General features: G+C 75.5%; 18 protein-coding genes. 14 read left to right on the top strand and 4 right to left on the bottom strand.

The window, feature by feature from the left end:
• Positions 1-73 precede the first annotated feature (73 nt).
• The 3 genes from ACA511_RS40025 (at position 74) to ACA511_RS40015 (ending at position 2,603) form a co-directional block, all read left to right on the top strand.
• Positions 74-979: an ATP-binding cassette domain-containing protein gene (locus ACA511_RS40025; RefSeq protein ID WP_375029978.1), complete on the top strand. Its 906-nt coding sequence runs from the start codon at positions 74-76 to the stop codon at positions 977-979.
• A 68-nt stretch (positions 980-1,047) separates the two neighbouring features.
• Positions 1,048-1,824: an ABC transporter permease subunit gene (locus tag ACA511_RS40020; protein ID WP_375029977.1), complete on the top strand. Its 777-nt coding sequence runs from the start codon at positions 1,048-1,050 to the stop codon at positions 1,822-1,824.
• A complete protein-coding gene (locus ACA511_RS40015) occupies positions 1,824-2,603 on the top strand; it encodes an ABC transporter permease (protein ID WP_375029976.1) in 780 nt (259 codons plus the stop codon). The genes ACA511_RS40020 and ACA511_RS40015 overlap by 1 nt, the downstream gene beginning before the upstream one ends.
• Before the next feature lie 32 nt (positions 2,604-2,635).
• On the opposite strand, the gene ACA511_RS40010 is transcribed toward ACA511_RS40015, so the two are convergent.
• On the bottom strand, positions 2,636-2,944 hold the full coding sequence (locus ACA511_RS40010) for a hypothetical protein (protein WP_375029975.1): 309 nt from the start codon (positions 2,942-2,944) through the stop codon (positions 2,636-2,638).
• 600 nt (positions 2,945-3,544) lie between these two features.
• Here ACA511_RS40010 and ACA511_RS40005 point away from each other — a divergent pair.
• Positions 3,545-4,411: a helix-turn-helix domain-containing protein gene (locus ACA511_RS40005; protein ID WP_375030026.1), complete on the top strand. Its 867-nt coding sequence runs from the start codon at positions 3,545-3,547 to the stop codon at positions 4,409-4,411.
• Positions 4,412-4,417: 6 nt separating this feature from the next.
• Here ACA511_RS40005 and ACA511_RS40000 read toward each other — a convergent pair whose 3' ends face one another.
• On the bottom strand, positions 4,418-4,615 hold the full coding sequence (locus tag ACA511_RS40000) for a hypothetical protein (RefSeq protein WP_375029974.1): 198 nt from the start codon (positions 4,613-4,615) through the stop codon (positions 4,418-4,420).
• Positions 4,616-4,780: 165 nt separating this feature from the next.
• Between ACA511_RS40000 and ACA511_RS39995 the strand changes: the two genes are divergently transcribed.
• From ACA511_RS39995 to ACA511_RS39965, 7 genes are all read left to right on the top strand, one after another.
• Positions 4,781-5,182 (top strand): nitroreductase family deazaflavin-dependent oxidoreductase, encoded by a 402-nt coding sequence (locus ACA511_RS39995; protein ID WP_375029973.1) that lies wholly within the window; start codon positions 4,781-4,783, stop codon positions 5,180-5,182.
• 105 nt (positions 5,183-5,287) lie between these two features.
• Positions 5,288-6,343 carry a phosphotransferase enzyme family protein gene (locus ACA511_RS39990; protein WP_375029972.1) on the top strand — a complete coding sequence of 352 codons (1,056 nt, stop codon included), beginning with the start codon at positions 5,288-5,290 and terminating at the stop codon, positions 6,341-6,343.
• A gap of 81 nt (positions 6,344-6,424) precedes the next feature.
• Positions 6,425-7,291 carry an NAD(P)-dependent oxidoreductase gene (locus ACA511_RS39985; RefSeq protein WP_375029971.1) on the top strand — a complete coding sequence of 289 codons (867 nt, stop codon included), beginning with the start codon at positions 6,425-6,427 and terminating at the stop codon, positions 7,289-7,291.
• Positions 7,292-7,453: 162 nt separating this feature from the next.
• On the top strand, positions 7,454-8,281 hold the full coding sequence (locus ACA511_RS39980; RefSeq protein ID WP_375029970.1) for a hypothetical protein: 828 nt from the start codon (positions 7,454-7,456) through the stop codon (positions 8,279-8,281).
• Entirely contained in the window at positions 8,278-9,372 is a 1,095-nt protein-coding gene (locus ACA511_RS39975; RefSeq protein ID WP_375029969.1) for a hypothetical protein, read from the top strand. Before ACA511_RS39980 ends, ACA511_RS39975 begins: the two co-directional genes overlap by 4 nt.
• Positions 9,373-9,379: 7 nt before the next feature.
• On the top strand, positions 9,380-10,852 hold the full coding sequence (locus ACA511_RS39970) for a hypothetical protein (RefSeq protein WP_375029968.1): 1,473 nt from the start codon (positions 9,380-9,382) through the stop codon (positions 10,850-10,852).
• Positions 10,849-12,198, top strand: a complete 1,350-nt coding sequence (locus ACA511_RS39965; protein WP_375029967.1) for an AAA family ATPase — start codon at positions 10,849-10,851, stop codon at positions 12,196-12,198. The genes ACA511_RS39970 and ACA511_RS39965 overlap by 4 nt, the downstream gene beginning before the upstream one ends.
• Positions 12,199-12,227: 29 nt before the next feature.
• Here the strand turns inward: ACA511_RS39965 and ACA511_RS39960 are convergent, their stop codons facing one another.
• Positions 12,228-13,016 (bottom strand): ABC transporter ATP-binding protein, encoded by a 789-nt coding sequence (locus tag ACA511_RS39960; protein ID WP_375029966.1) that lies wholly within the window; start codon positions 13,014-13,016, stop codon positions 12,228-12,230.
• Positions 13,017-13,207: 191 nt separating this feature from the next.
• Here ACA511_RS39960 and ACA511_RS39955 point away from each other — a divergent pair, with 191 nt between their 5' ends.
• From ACA511_RS39955 to ACA511_RS39945, 3 genes are all read left to right on the top strand, one after another.
• A complete protein-coding gene (locus tag ACA511_RS39955) occupies positions 13,208-13,723 on the top strand; it encodes a hypothetical protein (RefSeq protein ID WP_375029965.1) in 516 nt (171 codons plus the stop codon).
• A 163-nt stretch (positions 13,724-13,886) separates the two neighbouring features.
• Positions 13,887-14,576, top strand: a complete 690-nt coding sequence (locus ACA511_RS39950; RefSeq protein WP_375029964.1) for a hypothetical protein — start codon at positions 13,887-13,889, stop codon at positions 14,574-14,576.
• A gap of 140 nt (positions 14,577-14,716) precedes the next feature.
• Complete coding sequence (locus ACA511_RS39945) at positions 14,717-14,932, top strand: hypothetical protein (RefSeq protein WP_375029963.1); 216 nt, start codon at positions 14,717-14,719, stop codon at positions 14,930-14,932.
• A 34-nt stretch (positions 14,933-14,966) separates the two neighbouring features.
• Here the strand turns inward: ACA511_RS39945 and ACA511_RS39940 are convergent, their stop codons facing one another.
• Entirely contained in the window at positions 14,967-16,475 is a 1,509-nt protein-coding gene (locus tag ACA511_RS39940) for a chromosome segregation ATPase (protein ID WP_375029962.1), read from the bottom strand.
• Positions 16,476-16,493: the final 18 nt, after the last annotated feature.

Below are 16,493 nucleotides of genomic sequence, written 5' to 3'. Positions count from 1 at the left end.
GCGCACGGTCGGACGCGCGGGTCCCGCCCGTGCTCCGATGCGCGGCGGGCCGGTCCCGTACGAGCGTCGACCCATGATCGAAGTACGCGAGCTGACCAAGCGCTACGGGGGGACCACCGCGGTCGACCGCCTCTCCTTCGTGGTGAGGCCGGGGACGGTGACCGGCTTCCTCGGTCCGAACGGCGCGGGGAAGTCGACCACGATGCGCGTCCTGCTGGGACTGGACGGGGCGACGTCCGGCGAGGCGCTGGTGAACGGGGGCCGGTACGCGGCGCTGCGGCGGCCGATGCTGGAGGTGGGGGCGCTGCTGGACGCGGGCGCCGTGCACGGCGGGCGCCGGGCGTTCGACCACCTCGGGTGGCTGGCGCGCAGCAACGGGATCGGGACGCGGCGGGTGGCGGAGGTCCTGGAGCGGGCGGGTCTCGCCGGGGTGGCGCGCAAGCGGGTCGGCGGGTTCTCGCTCGGCATGCGGCAGCGGCTCGGGATCGCGGCGGCGCTGCTCGGCGATCCGGGGGTGCTGATGTTCGACGAGCCGGTGAACGGCCTGGACCCGGACGGCGTCCGCTGGGTGCGGGAGCTGATGCGCTCGCTCGCCGCCGAGGGGCGGACGGTGCTGATCTCCAGCCATCTGATGAGCGAGATGCAGCTGACGGCCGATCGGCTGGTCGTCATCGGGCGGGGGCGGCTGATCGCGGACACGTCCGTGCGGGAGCTCGCGGACCGGTTCCGGCGCGGCGTGCGGGTCCGCTCGCCGCGTGCGGCGGACCTGACCGCGGTGCTCGCCGCCGCCGGCGGCGGGGTCGAGGCGGTGCCGGGCGGAGCCCTCACCGTGACCGGGCTGGACGTCGCCGCCATCGGGGACGCGGCGGCCGCGCACGGAATCCCCCTGCACGAGGTCACGCCGCACAGCGCCTCGCTGGAGGAGGCGTACATGGAGCTGACCGCGGGGAGCGCCGAGTTCGGGACGGCGGCGCGATGACCGGCCCGGCGAGCGGCGCCCGGACGTCCGGCCGAGACCGGGTGAACGTAGGTGGTCCGCTGAGGGACGTGGCCGATGTGGTCGCGGCGGAATGGTTCAAGTTGCGGAGCGTCCGGTCGACGGGTGCGGTGCTCGGCGTGGTCGCCGGGTTCACGGCGCTGTGCGTCCTGTGGTCGTGGTACGTGGCCCGCTACTGGGACGGGCTTTCGGCCGCGCGGAGGGCGACGGCCATGGCGGCGCCTGCGGAGCAGCCGCTCGCGGTCTCGCTGCCGGTGTGCGCGGTCGTGCTGGGGGCGCTGGCGCTGACGCCGGAGTACTCGTCCGGGATGATCCGGACGACGCTGGCGGCGGTGCCGCGCCGCAACGCGCTGTTCATGGCGAAGGCGGGCGTGGCGGGGGGCGTCATGGGCGCGGCGGCCCTCGCGGCGCTGGCCGCCGGCTCCGCCGCGGGCGCGGCGGTCGTCGGCGACCGGCCCGTGGCGACGTTCCAGGGGCCGGCGGCGGAGGTCGCCGCGCACCTGCTGTGGCTCGGACTGACGACGGCGGCGATCACGCTCGCCGCGTTCGGGCTGGGCGCGGTGCTGCGCTCGACGGCGGCGACGATCACGTCCGGAATGGCGGTGCTGTTCGTGCTGCCCGCGCTCGCGCGGCTGCTGCCGTCCCCGTGGGACGAGCGGATCTGGTCGGCGCTGCCCGGCAGCCTGTCGAACCAGATCGCGGGGGCGCCGGGCTCGTCCGGCGACCACGGCGCCCTGCCGCCGCCGGCCGCGGCGGCGGTCCTGGCGGGCTACGTCGTCGTCGCGCTCGGAGCCGGCGCGTTCGCGTTCGCGCGGAGGGACGCGTGATGGGCGACGCGATCGCGGCCGAGTGGTGGAAGCTGCGGTCGGTCCGCTCGACGTACACCGCGCTGGCGGTGACGGCGGGGTTCACCGGGGTCGTCCTGCTGCTGGCGTTCCAGATGGCGCACGTCTGGGACGGCCTGCCGGCCGAACGCCGCGCCGACCTGCTGCTGCGTCCGCTGCAGGAGCTGAGCGGCTGGGCGGCGTCGCTGTGCCTGGGCGTTCTGGGCGTGCTGTCCGTGGCGTCCGAGTACCGGACGGGCATGATCCGCACGAGCCTCGCCGCCGTCCCGAGGCGCGGCGCGCTGCTCCTGGCCAAGGGCGCGGTGGTCGGGGCGGTGGCGCTGGCCGCCGGCGAGGCGGTGACGGTCGGCGCGTTCCTCGGAACCCGGCTCGTCGTCGGCGACCGGCCCTTCCCCGATCAGCAGGCGTCCGTCGCGCACGAGCTGCCGGGTTTCGTCCTCGCGGGGACGGTGGTGCCGGTGTTCGCGCTGCTCGGCCTGGCGCTGGGCGTGCTGCTGCGCTCCACGGCGGGAGCGCTCGTGTCGGTCGTCTTCGTGTGGCACGTCCTGCCCCTGCTCGTCTTTCACCTGCCGGGGCCGTGGAGCGAGCGCGCCGGGTCGGTGATGCCCGCGGGTCTTCCCCGGCAGATCGCGGGGCTCGGCGCGGACGGCTCCGTGTACGGCGATCTCCTGTCCCCGGGCGCGGCGTCGGCCGTGCTGCTCGCGTACGCGCTCGTCCCGCTCGGGTTCGCGGCGCTCATCCTGACCCGGCGCGACGCCTGAAGGCCGCGACGGACACGGGCGGGCTGTCAGGATCAGCCCGCCTGGAGGGACGTCGCCCGGACGGCCAGGCGCTCGCGGAGCATGTCGGTGGCCTCGCCGATGCGGGGCGCGGCGGCCTGGGCGCGGACGCGCCGGCCGTCCAGCTCGACGACGGCCTGGGCCAGCGCCGGCCTCGGCAGCGACGGGTCGTTGACCACGCTCAGCGTGACCTGGACGGACGTGACGGCGGGGGCGCCGGCCAGTGCCGCGCGGACGGCGCGCTCCGCCGCCGTGCGCTCGTGCGCCGAGACGTCTCCCGAGGTCAGGAATCGGATCTCCGGTCGCTCACGGGTCGCGTTCATGATTTCTCCCAGATGCGTGGTGGTGGTCGCCTCTCCTGCAGAGCGGCGGCCGCGGCCGCCCTCTGCGGGGTGAACGCCCGGGCGGCCGGAGATCTTGCCCGGCCGGGACGAGAGCTTCGTCACGCCGCCGCGCGCCGCGCGCCGCGACGGTCCGCGACCGCCCGCGCCGCCGCCTGGAGATTCACCGGAATGTAAGACGCGCGACATTCACGCGTCATCCGACGCGCCCTGGAATGGCCTGTCAGGATTGGTCGCCGACAATGCCCGGGAACGGCGGGCAATTGGCGGGCCGGCGGCGGTGCGGGCGCCGGCGAAATGACCCGTCGGCCGTCTCGGGCGGCGCGCCGGCGCCACGTTCCGCAGCCGCGCCGACACCGACAGCACTGGTCACCGGGCGTCCGGGCCGCCGGGCGAGTCGCGCTCGCCGGGCGCGGCCCCGAGCGGGAACGCTTTTCCATACCTCCCAAAAACGTCTCCGCATCCTCTAACATAGGGCGATGCCGTCCGGCCTCCGCACAGACCCGTCAACTGGCTGGTGACCCCTTGTCCGAGGATTCAGCTGCCCCCGCACCTCCGTCCGAAGGTGATCCGGCCGGACGGCTGATCGATTATCCCCGGCGCGGCGGCCCCACCGTGCTGCGCATTCTGCTGGGCGCGCAGCTGCGCCGGCTGCGCGAGGCCCGCGGCATCTCCACCGAGCAGGCGGGCTACGAGATCCGCGGCTCGCACTCCAAGATCAGCCGGATGGAGCTGGGCCGGGTCGGGTTCAAGGAGCGCGACGTCGCCGACCTGCTCACCCTCTACGGCGTCTCCTCCACCGCCGAGCGCGCGCCGCTGCTGCAGCTCGCCAAGGAGGCCAACGACCCCGGCTGGTGGCACCGGTACGGCGACATCCTGCCGAGCTGGTTCGAGGTGTACCTCGGCCTGGAAGAGGCCGCCTCGATGCTGCGCGCCTACGAACTGCAGTTCGTCCCCGGGCTCCTGCAGACCGAGGACTACGCGCGCGCCGTCGTCCGCCTCGGCTACTCCGACGCCTCCGAGGAGGAGGTCGAGCGGCGCGTCCAGATCCGCACGACGCGGCAGGAGCGGTTCACCTCTCCGGGGGCGCCGACGCTGTGGGCCGTGCTGGACGAGGCGGTCGTGCGCCGCCCGCTCGGCGGACGCGAGGTGATGCGGGCCCAGCTCCAGCACCTCATCGAGGTGTCGGAGCTGGCCAACGTGACGCTGCAGATCGTGCCGTTCGGGGCGGGCGGGCACGCGGCCGCCGGCGGCCCGTTCACGATCCTGCGCTTCGCCGAGCCCGGCCTGTCCGACGTCGTCTATCTGGAGCAGCTCACCAGCGCGCTCTACCTCGACAAGCCGACGGACGTCGACACCTACATGCGCGCGATGAACAACCTGTGCATCACGGCGGCGCGTCCCGACGACACGGCCCGGTACCTCACCGGGGTGCTGAAGGACCTCTGACCCGGGTCAGGGCGGGTCGCCGCCGCTGACCCGCAGGTCGCGGCTGCGGCCTCCGCCCCGGAACTCCGGTGCCCGGCCGGGGGCGATCTCGACGAGGTCCATGGCGAGGTCATGCACGACCTTGTCACGTGCGTACTGCACGACCTTGTCACGTGCGTACATCGTCTCGGCGCATCGCCGCGCCGCCTCCGCCGCGTCGTCCACCGGGCCAGCGCAATGACCCGGGACGCGGGCGGGGCATGGGCAGGGCGTGAGCGGGGAGGTCTGCGGGGCACGGCTTGATGTCCGCGCCGCTGGGAAGGTCATCCTGCGTTCGGGGGTTGGCACCTGTGGCCGCGCAAGGGCCCAGTGCCGGAACAAGGAGGACCGATGCTGTACGGCAAGGAACATGTCCAGCGCTACCAGGAGACCGACGGGGCGGAGGGGCACGACTGGCAGGGCACGACCACGCTGCTGCTCACCACGACGGGGCGCAAGACGGGCAAGGAGCGCACGACGCCCCTCATCTACCAGCCCGAAGGCGACGCCTACCTCGTGGTGGCGTCCAAGGGCGGGGCGGACGAGCCGCCGCTCTGGTACCAGAACCTCCAGGCGAACCCGGAGGTGAAGGTGCAGGTGAAGGGCGACAGGTTCACCGCGCGGGCGCGGACCGCGAAGCCCGCGGAGAAGCCGCCGCTGTGGCGGAAGATGGCCGCCGTCTGGCCCGACTACGACGAGTACCAGAAGCAGACGAGCCGCGAGATCCCCGTGGTGGTGCTGGAGCGCGTCTGAACCGCCGCCCGGGCGGGTTCCCTTTCGCGGTGCGGGCCGGGCGTGTAGCGTCGGCGTAGAACATCCATTCGACCGCCGTCCGCCCGACGCAGCCGAGGTGCCTAGGTGCCCACGACCGAGACCGCCGACACCGGTGAGCCGCCGCCGCGGCTGCTGAGACGCTGGGACATCGGCGCACCGGACGGCGCCAGCCCGCTGGCGGCCGGGCCGGGCCGCCGGTGCTGGCGCGTCGAGGCCGCCGCGGGGACGTTCTTCCTGCGGGAGTACGCCGAGCCCGACCGCCGCCGCGTGCTCTTCCAGCACACCGTCACCGCCGCGCTGGACGAGGCCGGGCTGCCCGTGCTCGCGCCGCTGCCCGTCCGCGCCGGCCGGACGCTCGTCGCGTCCGGCGGCCGCGGCTATGTCCTGTACCCGTGGGTCGGGGGCCGCGGGCGCGGCGGGCTGGAGCTGACGTTCGCCCAGTGCGAGGCGCTCGGCGGGCTGCTCGGACGGCTGCACGCGGCGCTCGACGAGGCGACGGCGCCCGTCCAGCAGAGCATGCTGGTGCCGACGCCGCGCGCCGCCGACGCGGCCGCCGCCGTCGACGGCATGCTGGCGGACGTCCCGGGCGACGGCACCGACTTCGACGCGCTGACGGGGCGCCGCCTGCGCGAGCGCCGCGACCTGCTCGCCGAGTTCGCGGGGCACCAGCCGCCCGACATCGAGGTGAGCACGGTCGGGCATCTGCACGGCTCGTTCCACGCCGGGCACCTGCGCTACGGCGGGTCCGGCAACGTCACCGCCGTCCTCGGCTGGGACGGGCTGACGGCGGGCCCGGTCGCGGGCGAGGTGGTCCGCTCGGCGGCGCGCCTGTTCGCCTGCGACGACGAGCGCGGCCTCGACCTCGACCGCGTGCAGTCGTTCGTGCGGGGGCACCGTTCGGCGTATCCGCTGGACGCCGGGCAGATCCAGTCGGCGGTGCATCGCGAATGGTGGGAGCGGCTCTGCGACGTCGCGCCGCTGCGGCACCGGTACCTGGGCGAGGACGGGACGGGCGGGCGCGGCCCCGCGTCGCTCGTGGCGTGGTGGTCGGCGCAGCTCGACCGCACCCTCGACGCGTTCGCCGCGCCGTACACGGCCGGGTACGCCGACGCGCCGGACGACGGCCACGCGTTCGGCTGACCGCGCCGGCCCGCCGCGGTCACCGGCCCGATGGCGGGTAGGGACCTCCGGGAATCGGACATCGGACAACGGGAGTACGAGATGACACAGGTCGCGCTGCTCGGAACCGGGATCATGGGGGCCGCGATGGCCCGGAGCCTGCTCCGGGCCGGCCACCGGGTCGCCGTCTGGAACCGCACGGCGGCGCGGGCCGAGCCGCTCGCCGCGGACGGCGCCGCGGTGGCGGGCTCCCCCGCCGAGGCGGTCGACGGCGCCGAGGTCGTCATCACGATGCTGAAGGACGGCGAGACCGCCCTGTCGGTCATGACCGAGGCGGCGCCCTCGCTGCGCTCCGGGCAGATCTGGGCGCAGATGGGCACGGTCGGCCTGCCGTCCCTCGGCCGGCTCGCCGCCTTCGCCGCGGAGCGGGCGATCACGTTCGTGGACGCGCCCGTCCAGGGGACGAAGCAGCCCGCCGAGCAGGGCAGGCTGATGGTGCTCGCCGCCGGGCCGCAGGACGCGCGGACCGTCCTCGCCCCGGTGTTCGACGCCGTCGGCGCCAGGACGCTCTGGCTGGACGAGAGCGGCACGGGCGGCGCCGGCACCCGGCTGAAGCTCGCCGCGGTCAGCTACGCCATCTCGCTGACCTCGGTCGTCGCCGAGTCCGTGGCGCTGGCGAAGGGCCTCGGGCTCGACCCGGCGCTGCTCGGCGAGGTCCTGACCGGCGGCCCGCTCGACAGCGCCTACCTCCAGGCCAAGATGAAGGCCATGATCGAGGGCGACTTCGAGCCGAGCTTCGCCGTCCGCAACGCGGAGACGAACACGCGGCTCATCCATGAGGCGGCGGAGTCCGCCAAGATCCGCGTGGACGTCAACGACGCCGCCGGGGAGCGCTTCCGGCGCGCCATCGAGCGTGGGCACGGCGACGAGGACATGGCCGCCACGTACCGCGCCAGCTTCCCCACGTGAACACGGTGACCGGCGGCCACCGCAGCCCCGGCCCGATCGTCCGGCAGAAACCCCGCCGGCCCCGGACCGCCCGCTGACCCCGGGCGCGCCGCTGATTCCCGGTCGGGACCGCAAAGCTGGAAAACACTGGAACTGTCCGGAAGCACCTGTACTGTCTGCGGCATGTCCAGGTCCCCCGGCCTGCCGTCCCCCGACGAGCTGGAGACGCGCATCGGCGAGCTGCGCACCGCCGTGCGGCGGGCCATGGCCGCCGGCGACCGGCGGGCGGCCCGCGACCTGCGCGCCGAGCTGCGCGAGGCCGAGCGGGCGTGGGACGACGCGGTGCTCGGCGCGCCCGCGCCCGCGCCCCGCGAGGAGGCCGGGCGCGGCCTGCTGCCCGTCCGCGAGCAGGTCCACCAGGCGCTCACGCTCCTCGGCGCGCCGGCCGCGCCGAAGCTGATCGGGTCGGTGTACGCGGCGTTCTTCCCCGGCGAGATCCCGGGGGCCCGGCTGACGAGCCTGCGCCGCGACGAGGAGCGCTCGTTCCGCACCGCGCCGTACGCGCGGCCGTACTACCTGTGCGCCGCGCTCACCGCCGATCTGCTCGCCCCCGCGCGCGGCCTGCTCACCGTGAGCACGTGGCCGCTGGAGCAGCGGATCGTCGGGCCGCTGAGCCCGCGCACCGACTTCCTCACGTCCGCGCTGCGCCTCGCCGAGCACGCCGGGCGCGGGACGCCGTCCCCGGACGTGCAGCGGCTGCTGTGGCGTTTCGCGTCCAACATTCCCGGCGCGGTCACCGGTACGGTCGGTACGGCCGATCCGGCCGTGCTCGCCGACGCCGCCCGGGCCGAGCTGGACGTCCACCGCGAACCGGACCGGCGGCGCCGCGAGGCCGCCGCGGCCCGCGCCCGGGAGCGGCTCGACGACGCGGAACGGCTGTTCGGCAGCCGGCTGCGCGCCGTGCGCGCGTCCGGGCGGCGCCCTGCCATCAACGGAGAAACGGACCCATGACCGACACCGCACCGGATCTGGACCGGCTGCGCGGCGGCGCTCCCCCGCGCAACCACGACGCCCGCACGATCGCCGCGCTGACGTCCAATCCGGGCTGCGCCCGCCGCGGGGTGATGGACGCGGCGGGCGTCGACAAGGACGCGGTGGCGCGGGCCCTCGGGTTCCCCGCGCCGTTCGGGCAGTCGCAGTTCGCGATCACGCGCGGGAACGCGTTCGAGGCGCAGGTGAAGGCGGACGGGTGCGCCGAGCTGCTGACGCTGCTGCGCGAGCGGCTCGGCCTCGACGTGCCGGAGGTCGCCTACGACGACCTGGAGGTGGTCGCGGGCAACGAGGGCCGGGAGCTGCGGCACTCGCGGACCCGGCGGCTGCTCGCCCGCGCGCTCGAGTCCGGCGAGGGGACGCTGTTCGACCATCCGCTGCTGCGGCTGGAGATCGCCGGGTGTCCCGCCTACCTGGAGCCGGACGTCATCGCGTTCCAGCTCGCGGGCCGGCTGCACGTCATCGAGATCAAGTCGTTCGCCGTCGTGGACGGGCAGGCCGAGCCGGAGCAGGTCGCCGCGGCGGCCCGCCAGTCGGCGGTGTACGTGCTGGCGCTGCGCCGGCTGGTGGCCGAGCTGGGGCACGACCCGGCGCGCGTGTCGCACGAGGTGTTCCTGGTCTGCCCGGAGAACTTCTCCAACCGGCCGACGGCGACGCCGGTGGACGTGCGCCCGCAGCTCGCCGTCCTCGAACGGCAGCTCACGCGCCTGACCCGCGTCGACGAGCTGCTGGCGGAGCTGCCCGGCGGGCTGACGTTCGAGACCGGCGAGGCGCTCGCGGCGTCGGTCCGGGCGGTGGAGGCGCGGTACGCGCCCGAGTGCATGTCGGGCTGCGAGATGGCGCTGTTCTGCCGGGACGAGGCGCGGGCGTGCGGCGCGACGGGCGCGCTCGGCCGGTCCGTCCGCGACGACCTGGGCGGCGTCGACACGATCGGCACCGCGCTGGCGCTGGCGGACGGCTCGCTGACCCCGTCCGACGACCTGGCCGAGACCGCCGAGCAGCTGCGCGCCGCGGCCCGGCTGCGCGCCGAGGCCCTGGACGGGGCGGCGTGATCGGTTCATGAGCGCACTGTCCTCGCTCGCGCGGTTGCAGGCGGTGGCGGCCGGGGTCGCGCAGCCGCTGGCGACCGTGCGGCACTGCCACGTCCCGGACGCGCCGCTGGCGCTCGTCCCGCTGAAGCTCGCCGGGGAGGCGGCGGCGCCGCTCGCCGTCATGATCGGGAGCGCGCCGGACGACGCCACGCTGCTCGTCGTGCCGCAGCCCCGCAACCGCGACCTGCGGTTCGCGTTCGCCGCCGACCTGGCCAAGCTCGTCCTGAACCACATCGAGACGAGCCGGGGCGCGGTGGAGGAGCTGCCGCCCGGCAAGGAGGGCGACGAGCGGATCCGGTACGGGGACGCGCCGCAGCTGCTCGTCCCGAACCGGGGCGGCATCGCGTTCCTGCGGCTGATGGGCCGGTCGACGCGGTTCCGCGGCACGGAGGGCCCGTACGCGGTCGATCCCGCGGTGCCGGTCCTCGGGCGGTGGCTGACGTGGTTCGCCGACCGGTACGACCATCCCGGGTCGTCGCTGCTGCTGGCGGTGACGGAGGCGCTCCGGCTGCACTGGGCGACGGGCCAGAGCTCGCTGGAGGACGGCAACCTCGCCGCGCTGATGGGCTGGATCGACCCGCCGGACGGCATGGACGGCCCCGCCGCGGCGGCCCTCGCCGAGGACCCCGTGGCCTTCCCGCCCGCCGGGCCGACCACCGACCCGACGTTCGACAACGAGGTCCTCGCCCCGGCCATCGCCGCCTTCGACCGGGCGGGGCGCGGCTCCCGCGCCGAGGAACGGCTCAGGGAGGCCCTCGCCGGCCAGCTCACCCCCACCTGGGACCTGATGTGGCGGGCCGTCGGGCTGCTCCGCGCGCTGCCGGAGGGGGCGAGCGTGCCGCGGCGCTGGGAACGCGACCGGGACGCCTTCACCTATTACCACCAGACGTTCGGCGAGGCGTATCCTCAGGCGCGCCGCGACCCGCCCGTCCGGGCGGCGCGGCGGCTGCACGACCTGGAGCGCGCGCAGGACGCCTACGACGCGCAGCGGGCGTTCGACGACCCGCTGGTCATGGCCGAGCACCGGCTGGACGGCCAGGCGTTCGGCGGGACGGTCGCCGAGTGCGACCCGGCCCGGCTCGACGAGACGGGCAAGCGGCCGAAGCTTCGGCCGCTGCTGCGGGTCGCCACGCGGGACCCGGTGCGCCTCGACGCCGGGACGACCGTCTGCAACGCGGCCCGGCCCGCGCTCAAGGGGAGGATCGTGGAGACCGGCGACGGGTCCGTGCTGCTGGAGCTGACCGGCGGGATGGGCCGCAAGCTCACCCCGGAGCCGGGCGCCGTGCCGCAGGCGGGCGACCGGGTCTGCTTCACCTCGCTGACCGAGGGCTCGTTCGGCGCGGCGAAGTTCCCCGACCGCGAGGACACGCCGTGGACGCACGGCGGGCCGCCCGGCGAGTACGCGCCGACCGACGAGGACGCCGAAGAGGAATGGTCGTGACCGAACACGCGCGCCGCCACCTGGTACCGGTGGCGGCGGAGGACCCCGACCCGTCCAGGGCGGCCACGCGGGTCGTCGAGGACGTCCTGGCCGATCTCGCGGGCGCGCACCGCGGCGTGGTGGTCGACTCGCCGCCCGGCGCGGGCAAGTCGACGCTGGTCGTCCGCGCCGCCGCGCACCTCGCCGAGGCCGGCGAGCGGCTGATGATCGTGGCGCAGACCAACGAGCAGGTCGACGACCTCATCGAGCGGATCGCGGCCGGGCATCCCGGGATCACGCTCGGGCGGCTGTCGGCGTCGGGGTACGTGCCGTCCGAGCGGGTCCTGGCGCACCCGTCGGTGCGGGTCGCGCAGAAGGCCGGCGACCTCGCCGAGCACACCGTGGTGATCGCGACGGCGGCGAAGTGGGCGACGCTGCCGGAGGGCTCGTGGCCGTGGGCGATCGTCGACGAGGCGTACCAGATGCGCTCGGACATGCTGCTGCGCATCGCGGGCCGGTTCGAGCGGGCGCTGTTCGTCGGCGACCCCGGGCAGCTCGACCCGTTCTCCACGGTCGAGGTCGAACGCTGGGCCGGGCTCACCTGGGACCCGATGCGCAGCGCCGTGTCGGTCCTGCTCGCGCACAACCCGGAGCTGCCCGTCCACCGGCTGCCGGTGTCGTGGCGGCTGCCCGCGTCGGCCGCGCCCGTCGTGTCGCGCGCGTTCTACCCGTTCACCGGGTTCCGCGCCGGGACCGGGCCGGGCGACCGCCGGCTGGAGTTCGGCGCGGGCGGCATGGGCACCACCTACGACCGGGCGCTCGAAGAGGCCGCGGCGACCGGCTGGGCCCTGTACGAGCTGCCGGCGCGGCACACGCTGCGCACCGACGCCGAGGCGGTCCGGGCGACGGCGGCGCTCGCCGTCCGGCTGCTGCAGCGCGGACCCGTCGCGCACTCCGAGCGGGGGGCGGGCCCGGTGGACGCCTCCCGCGTCGCGATCGGCGCCGCGCACCGCGACCAGGTCACCGCGATCCGCGCCGCGCTCGGCCCGCACGGCGACGGCATCACCGTCGACACCGCGAACCGGCTGCAGGGCCGCGAGTACGACGTGACGGTCGTCCTGCACCCGCTGTCGGGGCGCCGCGACGCCACCGCGTTCCACCTGGAGTCGGGGCGGCTCTGCGTCCTCGCGTCGCGGCACCGGCACGCGTGCGTGGTGGTGGCGCGCGCGGGCATCCCCGAGCTGCTGGACGCGCACCCGTCCGCGGAGCCGGTGCGTCTCGGCGTGCCGGTGAAGTTCCCGGACGGGTGGGAGGCGAACCAGTCGGTCCTCGCCCACCTGGCCGGGCACCGCGTCGCGGGCGGCTGAGGGCCGCGCGCGGGCGGCCCCGGCCCGCGTCAGCCCTGGCCCGCGGTGGCGGCCCAGCGCCCGTTGTGCCGGTTGATCGTGATCGGGTGGTCGAAGCACTCGCTGACCAGCTCGGTCGTGAGGACGTCGGCGGCCGGGCCCGACGCGAGCACCTGCCCGTCCCGCAGCAGCAGCGCGTGGCTGGTGCTGACGGGCAGTTCCTCCAGATGGTGCGTGACGAGCACGGTCGTCAGGTCGGGACGGTCGGCGCGCAGCTGGTCGATGCTCTGCAGCAGCCGCTCCCGCGCGGCGACGTCCAGGCCGGTGGCGGGCTCGTCGAGCAGCAGCAGCGCCGGGTCGGGCATCAGCGCCCGCGCGATCAGCGTCCGCCCCCGCTCCCCCTGCGACAGGGTCGGCCAGCGGGCGTCGGCGCGCGCCGTCAGGCCCAGCAGGGCGATCAGCTCCCCGGCGCGGCGCAGCTCCTCGTCCGCGGGCGTCCAGCGCGGGACCAGCTCGATCGTCCCGGTCACGCCGGTCAGGACGATCTCCCGGACGGTCCGCGCCGACTCCAGCGGATGGCGCGGGTTGACCTGCCCGATCAGTCTGCGCAGGTCGTGGACGTCGACCCGGCCGAGCCTGCGCCCGAGGATCTCCGCCGTCCCCCGCGTCGGGTGCGTGTACGCGCCGAGGATGCCGAGCAGCGTGCTCTTCCCCGCGCCGTTCGGGCCGATCAGCGCCCAGTGCTCGCCGCGCAGCACGGTCATCGTGACGCGGTCGAGCAGCAGCCGCCGCTCGCGGACCAGATCGATCTTGTCGGCGTTCAGCACGACATCGGACACGGGACCTCCCGTTCAAGGGCTCGGCAGGGGGGCACGCGGGGAAGGTGGGGCATGCGGGGACGCGGCGGCCGGGATCGCCGGGGAGCGCATCGGTGACGATCTTCAACGTACCCGAGCGGCGCCGCCGGGTACGACGGAGGCGTCCGGCCGGATACTGTGAGATCCGGTGCCTCAGCGATCAGGAGGGGGACATGGAGGACATCGGCCTCATGTGCGCCCGCTGCGGCGGCGAGGTGCACGACGTGACGCACAACCGCGAGGGTTCGCTCGACGGCGTCGGATACCGCCACAACCGGCGGGTCGAGCCGTGGGACCACGAACTCGAACTCGCGGTCGGCGAGCCGCTCCCGCGCGAGCCGGGCTGCGACTTCTGCGGCGCGGCCGGGCCGAGCTGGCTCTACTACCCCACGCTCGATCCCGACGACACCGACATGTTCGAGGTCGAACTCGACACCACCGACCTGTCGGACGACGACACCGCCGTGGCCGTCCTCAACATGCTCTATCCCTGGTACGCGTGCGACACGTGCTCCGTCCTCGTCGCCGACCGCAACATCGACGTCCTCATCGACCGCGCCCTCGACCGCACCCCCGTGCCCGAGGACGGGCCCGTCGACGAAGAGACCGTCCGCGCCCGCCTCCAGGGCTCCCTCTCCGTCTTCTTCACCACCCGCCCCGGCCGCCCCCAGCCCTCGCGGGCCGTGTAGCCCAGGCCCCCCGTTACGAGCCGGTCGATCCTCACGCCACTGTTGCGGCGGGGCCGGGGGGGGCGGTTCGTGGGCCTTCTCAGGGGTTGCGGGGTGGGATGTCGGTGGGGGTCATTACAATCGGTGCCGTTTTGGTGAGGCGCGTGTGTTTACGGGGGCGCAAATGATCATTGATGGGCGGTTCCACGGGCCCGACGGGTCGGGGAACGGCGGATACGTGGCGGGGCGGCTCGCGGGGCGGGTGCCGATCGACACCGTGACGGTGGCGCTGCGGCGGCCGCCGCCGCTGGACACCGAGCTCACCGTCACGATGGAGGACGAACGGGGCCACAGCGCGCGGCTGTGGGACGGGGAGCGGCTGATCGCGGAGGCGCTCGCGGGGGCGATCGTCGTGCCGCCGATCGCGCCCGTCCCGTTCGAGCGGGCCGCGGAGGCGGCGGAGAAGTTCCGGACGCAGGAGAACCACCCCTTCCCCGGCTGCTTCGTCTGCGGCCCGGACCGGGAGCCCGGCGACGGGCTGCGGCTCGAGCCGGGGCAGGTCGGCGAGGCGACCGTCGCGACGCCGTGGATACCCGAGCGGACGCCCGAGCGGGAGCTCGTGTGGGCGGCGCTCGACTGCCCCGGCGGCTGGTCGTTCGACGTGGCGGGCCGCCCGGCGGTGCTCGGCACCATGACCGCGCAGGTGATGGACGTCCCCGGGGCCGGCGAGCGGTGCGTCGTGATGGGTCACGCGCGCAGCCGCGAGGGCCGCAAGATGCACGCGGCGACGGCGCTGTACGGGGCGGACGGGCGGCTGCTGGGCCGCGCCGAGCAGATCTGGATCGAGATCGACCCCGAGGCTTTCGGGCGGTGAGCGCGGCGGCCGGCCGGTGATCCGCCACCGTCCGGCCCGGTCCGGTTCCGCATGTGCCGCGGAAATGTGTCGCCCGACGCTGTCATCGCGGCCCGATCCGCTGTTCAATCTGAGCTTCCGCGGATACGGAGGCGCAACACATGAGCGGAGACGGGTTACTCATCCTGGCGCTGGCGGCGCTGGCGATCTACGCGGGGATCCACTGGGAGCGGGCGCGCCGCACCGTGACGGACCTGCGGAACGGCCGCCGGCGCGTGGCCACCCTGCGGCAGGCCGCGGCGCGGGAGCGCAGCCACGTCGTGGTGATCGCCGCGGTGATGGGGCTGGCGTTCTTCCTGGCCGTCAAGTACGGCTGAACCCGGGCGGGCGTCCGCCCGGGCGCGTACCGGGTCAGGGGCCGGCGAAGAGGGGGTCCTCGCGGTCCACGCCGTTCAGGGGGCGGCCGTGCCGCCGCGCTTCGCCGCCGGGCACCTGGTGGCCGCCGGTGTTCGAGCCGGGCGTCCCGTTGGGGGCGGCGCCCGGGAGGGGCGCCCCGAGCGGCATCGGGGCGCCGTTCGGCACGGGCGCGTTCGGCGCGGGCGCGTACGGGGCGGGTCCGCCGATGGGCGGCGGGGCCGCCGGCGGGCCGGGCTGCGGGCCGGTGCCGCGCGGGACGCCCTGCGGGGGCATCGGGGCGCCGGCGCCCGGCATCCGGCCGCCCGGCGGCATGCCGGACGACAGCGTGTGGTGCGTGAACTGGTCGATCTGGCGGCGGGCGCGGTCGGCCTCGGCACGGGCCGCGTCGCGCTCCTCGGCGAGGGCGGTGAGCGCGGCCTGCTGCTCGGCGACCGACTGCGCCAGCTGGCGCAGCTGGACGGCCTGGTCGTTGATCTTGACGGTCAGCTCGTCGCGCTCCGCCGTCGCGGCCTGGGCCTGCGCCTGGGCGCCGTCGCGTTCCTTGGCGGCCTCGTCGGCGCGGGCGTTGGCGCGGACGAGCTCCGCCTCGGCCTCGGACTGGGCGCGCAGCGCCGTGCTGCGCTCGGCCTCGGCCTTGCTGGCGGCCTGCATGGCGCGCTGCCGCTGCGCCTCGGTGTCGCGCATGGCGTTGCGCAGGTCCTCCGCGCCCTGCCTGGCGACGGCGGCCTCGACGCGCTGCGACTCGGCGGCGCCCTCGGCCTCGGCGAGCTTGGCGTGCAGGCCGACGAGCTCGGCCCGCGCCGACTCCAGCGCGGCGAGCAGTTCGGTCTCGCGGGCGGCGACGCGGTCGCGCTCGCTCTCGGCGGCGAGCTTGGCCGTCATCGACTGCTGCGCGACCTGGTGGGCCTCCTCCCACGCCTGCTGCGCGGCGTCGCGCTTGGCGGTGGCGACCCTCGCCTCCTCCTTGGCGCGGCCTGCGTCCTGCTCGGCGCCCTCGGCGCGCTTGCGGGCGGTGGCCGCCTCCTGCCACGCCTCTTCGGCGCGGCGCTGGGACGCGTCGCGCTCGGCCTGCGCGATGGCGAGCTCCCGCGCGGCCTCGGCGCGCACCTCGGCGACGCGGCGCTCCACGCCGGCGACGCTCAGCTCGGAGGTCAGCGAGTCGGCGAGCAGGTCGGCGGCCTTCTCCAGCCGCTCGACCATCTCCCAGGCGGACGCGACCTGCCCGGTGAGGCCGGGCGCGTCCCGGCCCCGGTCGCGGCGCTCGCGGGCCTCGCGGGCGCAGACGCCCTCGTTGTCCTGGCAGTAGCGGATGGCGCGGACCACTCCCACGGGCTGCGGGACGGGACGTCCGCAGTTCGCGCACGGCCATACCGTGACCGGGTCCCCCACGCGGGCGACCTCCGTCTCGGTGGATTCCCCCGAGCCCTCGGAGACCGCGCCGCCCTGGGGAGCCGCGGCCGTCCCCACGGGGCCGCTATTGTCGCGCTCTTCGCTGTAAGGCATGGAATGAACCTTACGCAC

It is taken from the genome of Actinomadura sp. GTD37 (assembly GCF_041951365.1).
Taxonomy (GTDB): domain Bacteria; phylum Actinomycetota; class Actinomycetes; order Streptosporangiales; family Streptosporangiaceae; genus Spirillospora.
Note: the sequence above shows the minus strand (reverse complement) of the source record. Positions and strands in the feature narration are given on the sequence as shown.

Excerpts from the sequence above, each read along its gene's own strand:
- ACA511_RS39945 (WP_375029963.1), top strand. The coding sequence starts at position 14,717 with ATGAGCGGAGACGGGTTACTCATCCTGGCGCTGGCGGCGCTGGCGATC.
- ACA511_RS39980 (WP_375029970.1), top strand. The coding sequence starts at position 7,454 with ATGTCCAGGTCCCCCGGCCTGCCGTCCCCCGACGAGCTGGAGACGCGC.
- ACA511_RS39985 (WP_375029971.1), top strand. The coding sequence starts at position 6,425 with ATGACACAGGTCGCGCTGCTCGGAACCGGGATCATGGGGGCCGCGATG.
- ACA511_RS39975 (WP_375029969.1), top strand. The coding sequence starts at position 8,278 with ATGACCGACACCGCACCGGATCTGGACCGGCTGCGCGGCGGCGCTCCC.
- ACA511_RS40015 (WP_375029976.1), top strand. The coding sequence starts at position 1,824 with ATGGGCGACGCGATCGCGGCCGAGTGGTGGAAGCTGCGGTCGGTCCGC.
- ACA511_RS39995 (WP_375029973.1), top strand. The coding sequence starts at position 4,781 with ATGCTGTACGGCAAGGAACATGTCCAGCGCTACCAGGAGACCGACGGG.
- ACA511_RS39950 (WP_375029964.1), top strand. The coding sequence starts at position 13,887 with ATGATCATTGATGGGCGGTTCCACGGGCCCGACGGGTCGGGGAACGGC.
- ACA511_RS39970 (WP_375029968.1), top strand. The coding sequence starts at position 9,380 with ATGAGCGCACTGTCCTCGCTCGCGCGGTTGCAGGCGGTGGCGGCCGGG.
- ACA511_RS39940 (WP_375029962.1), bottom strand. The coding sequence starts at position 16,475 with ATGCCTTACAGCGAAGAGCGCGACAATAGCGGCCCCGTGGGGACGGCC.
- ACA511_RS39955 (WP_375029965.1), top strand. The coding sequence starts at position 13,208 with ATGGAGGACATCGGCCTCATGTGCGCCCGCTGCGGCGGCGAGGTGCAC.
- ACA511_RS40025 (WP_375029978.1), top strand. The coding sequence starts at position 74 with ATGATCGAAGTACGCGAGCTGACCAAGCGCTACGGGGGGACCACCGCG.
- ACA511_RS40010 (WP_375029975.1), bottom strand. The coding sequence starts at position 2,944 with ATGAACGCGACCCGTGAGCGACCGGAGATCCGATTCCTGACCTCGGGA.